The following is a 12,566-nucleotide window of genomic DNA, read 5'->3' as shown; positions in this document are numbered from 1 at the left end:
ATATTATTATATTTGGCTTTTTTAATGTTCGTATTTAGAAAGGAAGTTTCCATTGTTCCACTTAGAAAAAAATAACACAACAGTTAAGCGTGAAGTCCTTGCAGGGATTACAACATTCTTAACAATGGTATATATCATCATCATTAATCCAGCGATTTTAGCACAAGCTGGCGTTCCAAGTGATCAAGTATTTATTGCAACAATTATTTCAACTGTTATCGGTACATTATGGATGGGGCTTGTTGCCAACTATCCAATCGCAATCGCACCAGGTATGGGGTTAAATGCCTTCTTTACATTCTCTGTCGTGCTTGCATCAAAAGGCGAAATCAGCTATATGACGGCATTCGCTTCTGTCTTTGTAGCCGGTATTATTTTCGTTATTCTTTCATTAACACCGTTCCGTGAAAAATTAATCGATGCTATTCCAAACAACTTAAAATATTCAATTACAGCAGGTATCGGTTTATTTATCGCATTCTTAGGTCTTCGCTCTGCAGGCGTTATTATCGCAAGTAAAGACACGAACCTACTTACATTAGGTGACTTAACATCTCCTAGCGTCTTATTAACATTCTTTGGCTTATTATTTACCGTTATTTTAATGGTACGCCGTGTGCCGGGCGCGATTTTCGTCGGTATGCTCGTAACAGGTATTATCGCGTACTTCACAGGTATGCTACACATGCCAGAGAAAATTATTGCAGCACCACATTTACCAGAAGGTATTTTAATGTGGAACCCAATTGAAGCATTTGGTGAAATTATCGAATACAGCCTATATGGCGTTGTATTCTCATTCATCTTAGTTACATTATTTGATACAACAGGTACAATGGTCGGTGTCGCAAAACAAGCTGGCTTATTAAAAGAAGATGGCAAGTTGCCTCGTGCACGTAAAGCATTATTAGGTGACTCAATCGCTACAACAGTTGGTGCAATGTTTGGTACAAGCCCAAATGCTGCGTTCGTTGAATCTTCTGCTGGTGTTGCTGCTGGTGGCCGTACGGGGCTTACAGCTGTAACCGTTGCTGTTTTATTCATCGTTGCCTCACTCTTCGGTCCATTAGTAGGTGCTGTTTCAGGCGTTGCTGCTATTACGTCTCCTGTATTAGTTATCGTTGGTGCGTTAATGATTAGCTCAATTAAAGATGTTGATTGGTCATCAATGGACGAAACATTACCAGTATTCCTAGTAATGTTAATCATGCCTTTAACATCTAGTATTTCTACAGGTATCGCATTTGGTTTCATTGCCTACCCAATCTTAAAAATCGCAAAAGGTGAATGGAAAAAAGTTCACCCACTACTTTACTTATTCGCTATATTATTCATTGTCCAATTAGTATTTTTATAAGATATTAAACATTTAAAGAAGGATTCCTATTACAAAAACAGGAATCCTTCTTTTTTTATGGTAATATGGAAAATAAAGGAGGTGTAGTAATGAAGAAAATTATACTGCTACTAGCGGTCATTTTAATTGCGGCGATTGCCTATAGTGTGTTTATGCCAAAACCCGTCGCCTTTGAAAAAGATATTTTATCAGATGTCAATTTTTCAAAAGTAAAGGTCTCTCATGTGCTAACAGATGACGATAAAATCAATACGGTATCTACAAAGCAGTCGGATACCATTCTTACGCTCTTAAAAATGGTAGAAGCAAAGAAAGTATTACGCAACCCGGATGTAACATCTGGTACATCCTTTAAACTTGGTGGCTCTGGTGGCTCTGAATTAGTTACTGTTTATAAAGAGGGCTACCTTAGTATTGGCAGTGACCCTGATACATATTATGAAATTGACCAAACGACTTGTGAGGCTTTAATCACCGCACTTAAACCATAAAAAAAGGAAGCACCCATATCCGGGCGTCTCCCTTTTTATTGTGCAGGATCTTGCTGCAAGCCTTCCTCACGTGCTTCCTCCGCCTGCTCACTCACCTGTTCCATTTGTTTTCCTAGTTCTTCAACTTCTTCCATGTCATTCGCCATATTGCCACTTTCACGCTCTTTCATGCGACATTCCCCCTCAAACGTATTTACTTATCTATACCCATTTCAAGTATAAAAAAAGCCCCACAAATGCGAGGCTCTACCATTTTATTTAATCATATTTGGGAAATCACGTTGACGTAATGCTTCGAAAATAACGATTGCAGCGGTATTAGATAAGTTCATTGAACGAACATTTTCACTTTGTGGAATACGTAGGCACATATCCGTACGTTCAGCGATTAATTCGCGTGGAATACCGGTTGTTTCTTTACCAAACATGAAGTAAATGTCTTCTTCTACATTTGAATAATCAAACTCTGAATACATTTTCGTACCGAATGTTTCGATAAAGTAATGCATGCCACCTGCTGTTTTTTCAAAAAACTCTTCGACATTATCATAGTACGTAATGTCGACGCTTGACCAATAATCAAGGCCTGCACGTTTTAGCATTTTATCATCTGTTGAAAAGCCTAATGGACGAATTAAATGTAGGCTTACATTTGTAGCGGCACATGTACGTGCAATATTTCCTGTATTGGCAGGAATTTCTGGTTGGTATAATACAATATTTAAAGACATTTTTCTAACTTCCTTCTAATTTTTTAACAAAGTTAAGCCTTTGTCGATTTCATTTAACACATCTGGGTCTTGCTCAAGCTGTAATGCAGCCAGCAACACTTCTTCTGCTTCTGCTGCAGCAATTTTACCGATTGCCCAGGCTGCAGTTCCTCGAATCATCGGACGTTCATCTTTTGTTAATAGCTCAATGAGTTGTGGCATAGCATCTTCTTCCTTGAAATGTGCGAGTGCAATAATCGCATTACGCTGAATCGGCTTTTTGCCACGCCATGAGCCAGACATATGTCCAAACTGCGATTTAAATTCCTTATTCGTCATTGATAATAATGGTGCTAGAAGTGGCTTCGCAAGCTCTGGCTCTGGCTCAAAGGCCGCATGTAGCCAGTTTTTCTTGCCCTTATTTTTTGGACAAACTGTCTGACACGTATCACAGCCATAAATTCGATTTCCGATTTTCTCACGGAATTCATCTGGTAAAAAGCCCTTCGTTTGCGTCTGAAATGCGACGCAGCGATTGGAATCAAGCTGGCCGCCCTGCACGATAGCACCTGTTGGACAGACATCGATGCACAGCGTACACTCACCGCATTGGTCCTCAATTGCTTCGTCTGGCGCAAAGGGAATATTCGTAATCATTTCACCAAGATAGACATACGAACCAAATTCTGGCGTGATAATTGAGCAGTTTTTACCGCTCCAGCCAATCCCTGCGCGCTCTGCGACTGCACGGTCTACAAGCTCACCCGTATCGACCATCGAGCGAAATTTAATGCCTGGCACGCGCTCAACTAAAAAGCCTTCAATTTCCTTCAACTTCTCGCGTAAAACGGTATGATAATCTGTTCCCCATGAAGCGCGGCAAAAAATACCACGACGAGCGCCTTTTTTCCCTGTTGGTGCATTTTCCATACGGGATGGATACGCTACCGCAATCGCAATAATGCTCGCGGCTTCTTCTAGTAGTAACGTCGGCTCTGTACGTAACTCAATATTTTCTTCCTCAAAACCTGACTGATAGTTTAATTCCTGCTGTTGCTTCAGCAAATGCTTTAAATCGACGAACGGTGCAGCCGTCGTAAAACCAATTTTATCGACCCCAATGGATGCCGCAAAATCGCGTAGCTCCTGCTGTAATGTAAGTACATTCATTTCGTCGTGTACTCCTTCTATGTTACAATTTCATAAAATACGTGGAAAAAGGTGATCCGATGCATATTCATTTAGATTCTTCGTTAACGACAATTATTCCCGAATTTAAAATCGGCATTATACATTATACCAAAATTACAGCGGGAGAATCGCCTCAAATGATTCTCGGACGTACAAGATTATATCAGGAAAGCTTGTACTTTGACTTACAAGATGCCCCTGTGACAGAGCGCGCTGGTGTTAGTGAATGGCGAGACGTCTGGAAAAAACTTGGCGCAAGTCCTAGCCGCTATCGTCATTCGACAGAAGCAATGTTACGCCGCATTGCAAAAGGTGATTATTTACAACCAGTCAATTCAGTAGTGGATTTAAATAATTTCTTCTCGCTACAATATGAAATTCCTGTCGGTAGCTACGACGTGGCAAAATTAGACGGTGCTATTACGGTAGCACTAGGAACGAAAGAAACGGGCTATGACGCACTTAACGGCCGGTTCACGACACTTGATGCGATTGCTTACGCAAAAGATGCGACAGGGGCATTTGGGAGCCCATACGTCGATTCTGCACGTACTGCAGTGAATGAGCACGCAACGGACGTCTTACAAATCTTTTATTTACGTCCATCTATGTCGACAGAAGAGGCAGATAAGCTATTAACGGCGGCTGGACATATGTTTACGCAAATTAACGGTGGGGAATATGAAAAGACCGTTTTGGATGCGGACCATGCATCCACTACTGTATAGGGGGACTTAAAATGGCAAATATCACATTAGCAGAGGCAGTAAAATTGAAGAGTATTTTACGCAAACGTATTCAAGAGCTTGAGCTTGAAATGTATCGTGTTGCTTATACGAAAGTAGAAGGCGATGCGGCGCCTGAAAAGCCAGCGCGCGCACTTGAAGTCGTTGATGCGGAGCTACTAGACGTACGTGCAGACAATCGTACACTTGACCGTTTAATTTATGAGGCGAACAGCTATCATACGATTAACTTTGACGGGAAGGCATTAAAGCTTGTAGAGGCGATTGAGCTCGCAACACAGTTCCGAGCTCATGCTGAAATTTATAAAAATTTATCGCACGCTGAAAAACGTGAGCTTGATTATATGAGCGACGAACTTCCGATTTATACAGTGGCGTTATTTGACCCAGAGGAGTACCGTGTGAAGGCACTAACTTTCGAGCGCAATGCTCATAAATTATCAAATTCAGTAAATGCGAAAAACTATCAAATCGAGCTTGATTTTGATGAGGATAAATATTTCTAATCTTCGATAAGGTGAGACTCCTTGTCGAGGCATTGTGACTGCTTTTCAAACCTTTCTAGGTGACTATGCAAACCAATAACTCTTTCCCAGTTACAACGTGACCAATGACCACTAACCAACCAAGGACATGGGCATGTTTACAATTTGTGTAATCTTTTCAGCAGTCCAATGAAAAAAAGGATGGCACTCCGCTTTGGAGTAGCCATCCTTTTTTATTAGAAGCGACGCACTGCGCATACTTCTTTATCTAACTTAGAACCTTCAAGTGCGAGAATTTCAACCGGCAGTCCTGTTGAATGAGAATGAAGAATTTGACCATCTCCAAAGTAGAAAGCGACGTGACGCACCGGTTTTACACCTGGTTCATCTGAGAAGAAAACAACATCTCCTACTTGCCACTCAGAACGATCTAGGTGATTCACTTCCTTCCCCTCTTTCGCCTGCTCATCAGCATCGCGTGACATTAAAATACCGACAGAGCGCGCCATTTGATAAGTAAATCCTGAGCAATCATAGCCATATGAACTCATCCCACCCCATAAATACGGTAGGTCTAAAAATGCGAGACCATGCTGTACAGCTTGTGCCATCGTGCCAGGATTTCCCACTGCATTGGATGCCGTTACGGTCGATTGTGCTTTTAAAATTTGTTGCAGACCATGTGGCGTTTCAACGGTGAAATGCTTATCATCCTCTACGACATACGGTAGCATCGTATTAAATGACACGACAATGGTTGGCTTACCATGCTGCCAAAGCTGTGCGCGTGGTGCTGTTACGATGACATAGCGCTCACTCGTTTGCACCGTTGCCTCCTGTAGCTGTGCTACTGGAATATACCCTGGGTAGCCACGGTCATCCTTGTCACTCTTTTGATGTACGACACAAACCTTTGCCCAGCCATCCTGCTCCTCATCAATTAAAACGTATTCACCATATAGCACCTGTGATTGAATGCGATTCCCATCACATAAATCAAGACGCTCTGGCTTCGGTAATTTTTCTAGCCATTTATTTAATGTTTGTGGATTGGTTAATGCCTCTGCATCTAGTTCGCGGGCTTTACCTGGTGCTGTCCATAGTGTTGCGACGGGTACGTTGACGATTGCTAATGTTGACATGATTTGATTCCCCCAATTCCTAGTCCTGGTGCATCTGTAAAGGTCACTCGGCTACCATCGTATACGATGCCTCCATCGACCGTTTCTTCTTTTAACATAAGTGGTGCATCAAAGTCATAATATAAAATATTCGACTGACTTGCCGCAAAATGAGCAGCTGCGGTTACGCCAAGCTTCGTCTCAATCATACTACCGACCATGCAAGTCATATCATAGCTCTGTGCGAGTGCGTTAATTTTTAGCGCCTCGTAAATGCCACCCGCTTTCATCAGCTTAATATTAAACATATCCGCTGCGCGTCCTTCGATAATGCGACGTGCGTCGTACAGTGAAAAAATACTCTCATCTGCCATAATTGGCGTCAGTGTATGATTTGTCACATAGGCTAAACCGTCGATGTCATGTGCAGGTACTGGCTGCTCGATTAATTCAATGCCAAGGTCTAAATCTTCCATGCGCCCAATAATACGGACAGCATCCTTCGCTGACCAGCCCTGATTGGCATCTAGGCGTAACACGACATCATCGGGTACAACTTTGCGAATCGCTTGAATACGACGAATGTCATCCTCAGGGCTCCCAATACCGACTTTGATTTTTAACACATCAAAGCCATTTTCCACATAGCGCTGTGCATCGGCTGCCATTTCTGCTGGTTCATTGACACTCACCGTAAAATCCGTTTTTAATTCACTTCGTGCGCCACCTAAAAATTGATACAGTGGCATGTTCGCGGCTTTTCCTAGTAAATCATAAAGTGCCATATCCACTGCGGCCTTTGCACTCGTATTACGTACCATTGCTTTATGTAAAAGTTTAAATACATGATCGTGATAGCGTAAGTCTTGTCCGATTAATTGCGGCGCAAAAACTTCCTCAATCGCAAACTGAATGCTCGCCATTGAATCCCCTGTCACAACATGTGTTGGCGGTGCCTCGCCGTAGCCCTTCATGCCGTTATCAAGCGTCACCTCGACATAAATCGCCTCCGCTACCGTCACTGTTCGAAGTGCCGTTTTAAACGGCTTATTTAGCGGTACTGCTTTTTTAAATGTTTTAATTTGTTGAATAATCACGCGTCCATCCCCCTATCACATCTTTCTCTAAGGGTAGCGTAATTTTTAGAATTTTACAAATTCATTACATAAAAAAGAGGCTTGGACAAAACACTTTATTTTTCTTTTTTAGTGTTCGCAATGAAAAAACCGAAACCGCGCCCCAGCGCGATTCCGGTTTTTCTTATGCTCATAGGAGTATTTGTTTTACACGTATGTCAAAGCCTCTGTCATTATTCTACGCCTGGTAAAACAGCTAAATACTTTTCATCCGCATCTAAAATAACATCAACACCTAATGGTAAGCCAACATTCAATGCATCATGGCCAATTTTAAAGCCGCTGACAACGGGTTTATTAATATGTGCAAAATATTCATCTAAAAGCGCGTCAACTGATGGTGAATCCTGATAGTCGCGTGGCTCTGCTAATGTGAAGTCACCAATAATGATTCCGGCTGCTTGCTCTAGTTTACGCGACTGCTTTAATTGATTCAATAATTCATCGATTTGCGCTGGCTCAATGCCAATATCTTCAATCAGGAGTACTTTATCCTTCGTATCAAGCTCAAACTTCGTGCCGATACCATTAACGATACGTGTTAAATTCCCACCAACAAGCTCACCGCGTACACGTCCACCATGAATCGTTGTTAGCTTCGAAATATTTTTATCGTAGTAAATCTCTGCTGGTGCAAATAATTGCTTAAACATCATTTTAGTACGTTCTGGTAAGCCTTCATGACCAATGCTTGAAATCGTTGGACCATGAAATGTTACTAAATTACTTAGCTGACCGATAGCTGTGTGTAAAAACGTGCTATCAGAGAAGCCCCAGAAAATTTTTGGATTTTCTTCTAATAGCATATAGTCGATTTTATCTGCGACACGCGCAGCCCCGTAGCCACCGCTTGCGCAGAAAATGGCTTTCACCTCTGGATCTTCAATCATTGCTTCAAAATCACGTGCACGATCACGGTCTGAACCCGCTAAATAATGCACATGCTTTTGTACACTTTCTCCTAAAATATAACGTAAGCCAAGTTCCTCTAAATACTGTAGGCCACGCGTTAAATTATCCATATTAGGTGGTGATGACAAAGCGACGATTCCTACTAAATCGCCCTCTTGTAAATGTGCTGGTCTTGTTCTCATGACTGAAAACTCCTTTTATCGTTTACTTCCCTTTTAACTGTATCAAAAAAGCGACTTTCTGACACTTTTTTTCCTCTTAGTATTAAGCTATAGTTAAAAAAAGGAAATGGAGGACGACAAAATGAAGCCAATTATCGGTGTTACGATGCAACCTGCTAAAGGGACGCAGCAAATTAATAATCGCTATATTACATCTATTTTAGAAGCAGGCGGGATTCCGCTTTGTATTCCAAACAATACGCCTATTGACGACGTACTATCACGACTAGACGGTTTGCTTGTTATTGGTGGCGACGATATTCACCCGAAGTTTTTTAACGAGGATCCACTTCCTGGACTGGGTCATGTTGATGTAGCACGCGATAACAGCGATATTGCAGTAGTTCATGCGGCCATCAAACATACGCTTCCTCTTCTCGCAATTTGTCGCGGGGAGCAAATTTTAAATATCGCGCTAGGTGGCACACTTTATCAAGATATTCCGCGTCAATTACCACAAGCCATTCAGCATAAACAAGCTGCCGACCGTGCGACACAAATTCATTCCGTAAACATTGTAAGAGAGACAAAACTTTCAACAATTGTTGAAGCTGAATCGATTATGACCAATTCATTCCATCATCAGTCAGTAAAGGATGTTGCGTCTACCTTAACTATTAGCGCTACCACCAATGATCATGTCATTGAAGCTATTGAGCATCCAAATCATCCATTTTGCATTGGTGTACAATGGCATCCTGAAGAGCTTAATGATGAAGCTTCAAAACGTCTATTCACAGCATTTGTCAATGCTTGTCACTAAAAAAAGAGGAAATCGTATTTGGTACGACTTCCTCTTTTTATTTAATTTCTTTCACAACAACTTGTCCGCGTCTTACTTTTGCTTCATAGATAGCTGCATCTGCCACACGAAATAGCTGATCAATTAATTGATAACGTCCTGCAGTATATGCGACCCCTATACTAACTGATAATGAAAACGTTTCAATATCGGCTAACTTAAAAGGTGTTTGCATCAGTTTTTCATGCAGCTCCTTAATATCTTCTTCCACCACTTCATAGCCATATGGAATAAGTCCAATAAACTCATCACCACCATAGCGCACAATTGAAATATCATGTTTAGGATTCCAACTTTTTAATCGATCGGCTACAAATTTAATCGCCTCATCACCTACCGCATGGCCATACGTATCATTGATTAATTTAAAACGGTCGATATCGAGTACAAACAATGTATAATTCTTTACTTGCTGCTGCTTCTTTAATAAATCTTCATAAAAATTACGATTTTGTACTTTTGTTAGTTGGTCGACATACAATTGAGATTCATAAAATTGACGTGAAAAATTTTGAATAATGGTTGTACGTTCACTACTATTTTCAAAATCATAATGTTCATTTAGTAAATCAATTAAAATCGATTGATATTTAATAACATCCTTATAGCGTTCATTTTCTTTTAATACGTTAATTACTAAGTTTAATTCAAACTTTATTTACATTAAATCCACAGTTTGAGCTAGTCCATCATCAAAATAAGTAAGTGCTTGATCAATTGATCCCATACGCATTTCTAATAGCGCCTGGCATATTGGATACATAAAATAAAAGCTATCAACGATGATGTCGCGTTCTTTTAGCCATATTAAAATACGCTGGCATTCCTCATAATCTTTATTTAAATATAAAAGTTCAAACGAATAAATCCAAAACATATAACGTGCCATTCGACTAATTGTCGTGTTGTCTTCATACAATGACTTCATTTGATAATAAAGACGTAATCCCTCTTGATGTTCACCTATATCTACAAAGTAATACATTAAATTATTCGCTACCGTACAAATTAAATCGGTATATCCCTTAGCAGAAACTTCACATAATAATTTTTTATATGCTTCTTGTGGCTGTCCTATACGATTATATGCATTGAAGATAATACAACTTAACTCATGCCGTTCTTTAATTTCTTCATAGCCATATTTTTCAATTAATGGATTAACTAAAATAATATATGGATATACCTCAGACATACGACTCGTATTAATTAAAATACGCTCTAACCATACCATCGCAGATACATACATATCATAGTCCTCGTGTTGAAATGCGCTTTCAATAACTAAACGAAACAAAGGTTCTGCTATATGATAGTCTCCATCTTTAAAAGATTGTTGTGCTAATAAAAATTTACGCTGTTGCTCTTCAAGTGTAAATAATTTTTCCATTTAAAATCTCCTTACACACGACTTTTAACTTATATCTATTTTACCAAATTTTGGTCTCATCAAACCATTCATTTGGAATAGATACGAAAATATCGACAAAAAAAGACTCTAATCACAATGGATTAGAGTCTATATAAACCTTGATACCGGTGGTCGGGGTCGAACCGACACTCCTTACGGAACACGATTTTGAGTCGTGCGCGTCTGCCAATTCCGCCACACCGGCATATATAAAAGTTAAATTAAATAAAAAAATGGAGGCGGCAACCGGATTCGAACCGGTGGTAGAGGTGTTGCAGACCTGTGCCTTACCACTTGGCTATGCCGCCATCATTAAAAATATAAAATTGGAGCGGAAGACGAGGTTCGAACTCGCGACCCCCACCTTGGCAAGGTGATGTTCTACCACTGAACTACTTCCGCATATGGCTGGGGTACCAGGATTCGAACCTGGGCATGACGGAATCAAAATCCGTTGCCTTACCGCTTGGCTATACCCCAATAATGGGGCGACTGATGGGAATCGAACCCACGAATGCCGGAACCACAATCCGGTGTGTTAACCACTTCACCACAATCGCCATTACATTATATGTTTGTCTCGGTGACTGTCAAACAATCACCTAAACGTTATAGGTTTAATTAAATTGGCAGGGGCAGTAGGAATCGAACCCACACCAAAGGTTTTGGAGACCTCTATTCTACCGTTGAACTATGCCCCTATAAATGGTGGAGGGGGGCAGATTCGAACTGCCGAACCCGAAGGAGCGGATTTACAGTCCGCCGCGTTTAGCCTCTTCGCTACCCCTCCAAATATATGCCGGCGAAAGGAGTCGAACCCTCGACCTACTGATTACAAGTCAGTTGCTCTACCAACTGAGCTACACCGGCAAATGGTGGGTTTGGACGGAATCGAACCGCCGACACTTAGAGCTTCAATCTAATGCTCTACCAACTGAGCTACAAACCCACAATTAAATTTTTAAAATGGCGGTCCGGACGGGACTCGAACCCGCGACCTCCTGCGTGACAGGCAGGCATTCTAACCAGCTGAACTACCGGACCATTGGTTGCGGGGACAGGATTTGAACCTGCGACCTTCGGGTTATGAGCCCGACGAGCTACCACTGCTCCACCCCGCGATAATGATATTAATTTAAATGGTGGAGGATGACGGGATCGAACCGCCGACCCCCTGCTTGTAAGGCAGGTGCTCTCCCAGCTGAGCTAATCCTCCAAAATGGTGACCCCTACGGGATTCGAACCCGTGTTACCGCCGTGAAAGGGCGGTGTCTTAACCGCTTGACCAAGGGGCCATCAGAGAAATCTTTTAATTTCTATATATAAATAAGTTCTGAGTGTCGTGAAGAATATGGCGGAGAGTAAGGGATTTGAACCCTTGAGACAGGTGTACCCGCCTACACGATTTCCAATCGTGCTCCTTCGGCCACTCGGACAACTCTCCGAGAAATCATAATAATGGCTCCGCTGACAGGACTCGAACCTGTGACCCTCTGATTAACAGTCAGATGCTGCTACCAACTGAGCTACAGCGGAATAGTAAAAAAAGAATTACAGCCTAGCGACGTTCTACTCTCGCAGGGGGAACCCCCCAACTACCATCGACGCTAAAGAGCTTAACTTCTGTGTTCGGCATGGGAACAGGTGTGACCTCTTTGCCATCATCACTAGACTATTTTCTTTAAGAACAAAAATAATTATATCATTTAATAATAATAAGTCAACACTTTTTTATTATGATAAAATAATTGTTCTTTCAAAACTGGATAAACTGTGACATGAAAGTAATATTTGGTTAAGTCCTCGACCTATTAGTATTCGTCAACTCCGTACATCGCTGCACTTCCATCTCGAACCTATCTACCTGATCGTCTTTCAGGGGTCTTACTTACTTGCGTAATGGGAAATCTCATCTTGAGGGGGGCTTCATGCTTAGATGCTTTCAGCACTTATCCCGTCCACACATAGCTACCCAGCGATGCC

At 41.4% G+C, this 12,566-nt stretch carries 13 protein-coding genes, 15 tRNA genes and 2 rRNA genes; 5 read left to right on the top strand and 25 right to left on the bottom strand.

Annotated elements, in window-relative coordinates; all coding sequences use genetic code 11:
- The first annotated feature begins 52 nt into the window (after positions 1-52).
- The gene (locus QI30_RS13810; protein ID WP_126991190.1) at positions 53-1,357 is read left to right on the top strand and encodes an NCS2 family permease; all 1,305 of its coding nucleotides are present in this window, start codon (positions 53-55) and stop codon (positions 1,355-1,357) included.
- 89 nt (positions 1,358-1,446) lie between these two features.
- Positions 1,447-1,848: a hypothetical protein gene (locus QI30_RS13805; RefSeq protein WP_126991189.1), complete on the top strand. Its 402-nt coding sequence runs from the start codon at positions 1,447-1,449 to the stop codon at positions 1,846-1,848.
- A 35-nt stretch (positions 1,849-1,883) separates the two neighbouring features.
- Here the strand turns inward: QI30_RS13805 and QI30_RS21130 are convergent, their stop codons facing one another.
- From QI30_RS21130 to queG, 3 genes are all read right to left on the bottom strand, one after another.
- On the bottom strand, positions 1,884-2,018 hold the full coding sequence (locus QI30_RS21130) for a hypothetical protein (RefSeq protein ID WP_255411574.1): 135 nt from the start codon (positions 2,016-2,018) through the stop codon (positions 1,884-1,886).
- 84 nt (positions 2,019-2,102) lie between these two features.
- Positions 2,103-2,579, bottom strand: coding sequence for a tRNA (uridine(34)/cytosine(34)/5-carboxymethylaminomethyluridine(34)-2'-O)-methyltransferase TrmL (trmL, locus tag QI30_RS13800; RefSeq protein ID WP_126991188.1), 477 nt, complete (start codon positions 2,577-2,579; stop codon positions 2,103-2,105).
- A 15-nt stretch (positions 2,580-2,594) separates the two neighbouring features.
- Positions 2,595-3,728, bottom strand: a complete 1,134-nt coding sequence (queG, locus tag QI30_RS13795) for a tRNA epoxyqueuosine(34) reductase QueG (protein WP_126991187.1) — start codon at positions 3,726-3,728, stop codon at positions 2,595-2,597.
- Between the two features lie 59 nt (positions 3,729-3,787).
- On the opposite strand from queG, the gene QI30_RS13790 reads away from it, so the two are divergent.
- Both QI30_RS13790 and QI30_RS13785 read left to right on the top strand, forming a co-directional pair.
- The gene (locus QI30_RS13790) at positions 3,788-4,477 is read left to right on the top strand and encodes a B3/B4 domain-containing protein (RefSeq protein WP_126991186.1); all 690 of its coding nucleotides are present in this window, start codon (positions 3,788-3,790) and stop codon (positions 4,475-4,477) included.
- An 11-nt stretch (positions 4,478-4,488) separates the two neighbouring features.
- Positions 4,489-5,001 (top strand): hypothetical protein, encoded by a 513-nt coding sequence (locus QI30_RS13785; RefSeq protein WP_126991185.1) that lies wholly within the window; start codon positions 4,489-4,491, stop codon positions 4,999-5,001.
- A 215-nt stretch (positions 5,002-5,216) separates the two neighbouring features.
- Here the strand turns inward: QI30_RS13785 and QI30_RS13780 are convergent, their stop codons facing one another.
- From QI30_RS13780 to QI30_RS13770, 3 genes are all read right to left on the bottom strand, one after another.
- Entirely contained in the window at positions 5,217-6,122 is a 906-nt protein-coding gene (locus QI30_RS13780; RefSeq protein WP_126991184.1) for an NlpC/P60 family protein, read from the bottom strand.
- The gene (locus QI30_RS13775; RefSeq protein WP_126991183.1) at positions 6,110-7,198 is read right to left on the bottom strand and encodes a mandelate racemase/muconate lactonizing enzyme family protein; all 1,089 of its coding nucleotides are present in this window, start codon (positions 7,196-7,198) and stop codon (positions 6,110-6,112) included. The genes QI30_RS13780 and QI30_RS13775 overlap by 13 nt, the downstream gene beginning before the upstream one ends.
- A gap of 212 nt (positions 7,199-7,410) precedes the next feature.
- Positions 7,411-8,331, bottom strand: coding sequence for a S66 peptidase family protein (locus QI30_RS13770; protein WP_126991182.1), 921 nt, complete (start codon positions 8,329-8,331; stop codon positions 7,411-7,413).
- Positions 8,332-8,452: 121 nt separating this feature from the next.
- Here QI30_RS13770 and QI30_RS13765 point away from each other — a divergent pair, with 121 nt between their 5' ends.
- Positions 8,453-9,133 carry a gamma-glutamyl-gamma-aminobutyrate hydrolase family protein gene (locus QI30_RS13765; protein ID WP_126991181.1) on the top strand — a complete coding sequence of 227 codons (681 nt, stop codon included), beginning with the start codon at positions 8,453-8,455 and terminating at the stop codon, positions 9,131-9,133.
- A gap of 37 nt (positions 9,134-9,170) precedes the next feature.
- Here the strand turns inward: QI30_RS13765 and QI30_RS13760 are convergent, their stop codons facing one another.
- The 19 genes from QI30_RS13760 to QI30_RS13670 form a co-directional block, all read right to left on the bottom strand.
- Entirely contained in the window at positions 9,171-9,653 is a 483-nt protein-coding gene (locus QI30_RS13760; protein ID WP_158621039.1) for a GGDEF domain-containing protein, read from the bottom strand.
- Positions 9,654-9,830: 177 nt separating this feature from the next.
- Positions 9,831-10,562: a hypothetical protein gene (locus QI30_RS13755; RefSeq protein ID WP_126991179.1), complete on the bottom strand. Its 732-nt coding sequence runs from the start codon at positions 10,560-10,562 to the stop codon at positions 9,831-9,833.
- Between the two features lie 144 nt (positions 10,563-10,706).
- Positions 10,707-10,788: transfer RNA gene (locus QI30_RS13750), tRNA-Leu, on the bottom strand.
- 29 nt (positions 10,789-10,817) lie between these two features.
- Positions 10,818-10,891: transfer RNA gene (locus tag QI30_RS13745), tRNA-Cys, on the bottom strand.
- 19 nt (positions 10,892-10,910) lie between these two features.
- Positions 10,911-10,985 (bottom strand) — tRNA-Gly (locus QI30_RS13740).
- Positions 10,986-10,988: 3 nt separating this feature from the next.
- Positions 10,989-11,063 (bottom strand) — tRNA-Gln (locus QI30_RS13735).
- Between the two features lie 4 nt (positions 11,064-11,067).
- Positions 11,068-11,143: transfer RNA gene (locus tag QI30_RS13730), tRNA-His, on the bottom strand.
- Between the two features lie 67 nt (positions 11,144-11,210).
- Positions 11,211-11,284: transfer RNA gene (locus tag QI30_RS13725), tRNA-Trp, on the bottom strand.
- A gap of 5 nt (positions 11,285-11,289) precedes the next feature.
- Positions 11,290-11,373: transfer RNA gene (locus QI30_RS13720), tRNA-Tyr, on the bottom strand.
- A gap of 7 nt (positions 11,374-11,380) precedes the next feature.
- Positions 11,381-11,453 (bottom strand) — tRNA-Thr (locus QI30_RS13715).
- 3 nt (positions 11,454-11,456) lie between these two features.
- Positions 11,457-11,532 (bottom strand) — tRNA-Phe (locus tag QI30_RS13710).
- Between the two features lie 18 nt (positions 11,533-11,550).
- Positions 11,551-11,627 (bottom strand) — tRNA-Asp (locus QI30_RS13705).
- A 2-nt stretch (positions 11,628-11,629) separates the two neighbouring features.
- Positions 11,630-11,704, bottom strand: a tRNA-Met gene (locus QI30_RS13700).
- A gap of 19 nt (positions 11,705-11,723) precedes the next feature.
- A tRNA-Val gene (locus QI30_RS13695) sits at positions 11,724-11,799 on the bottom strand.
- Between the two features lie 4 nt (positions 11,800-11,803).
- Positions 11,804-11,878 (bottom strand) — tRNA-Glu (locus QI30_RS13690).
- Between the two features lie 57 nt (positions 11,879-11,935).
- Positions 11,936-12,027 (bottom strand) — tRNA-Ser (locus QI30_RS13685).
- A 15-nt stretch (positions 12,028-12,042) separates the two neighbouring features.
- Positions 12,043-12,119, bottom strand: a tRNA-Asn gene (locus QI30_RS13680).
- 20 nt (positions 12,120-12,139) lie between these two features.
- Positions 12,140-12,255: ribosomal RNA gene (gene rrf, locus QI30_RS13675) — 5S ribosomal RNA — on the bottom strand.
- Between the two features lie 119 nt (positions 12,256-12,374).
- A 23S ribosomal RNA gene (locus tag QI30_RS13670) occupies positions 12,375-12,566 on the bottom strand; the annotation flags it as partial.

Source organism: Candidatus Kurthia intestinigallinarum, assembly GCF_003991225.1.
Taxonomy (GTDB): Bacteria; Bacillota; Bacilli; order Bacillales_A; family Planococcaceae; genus Kurthia; species Kurthia populi.
This window is presented reverse-complemented; position numbering and strand designations above follow the sequence as displayed.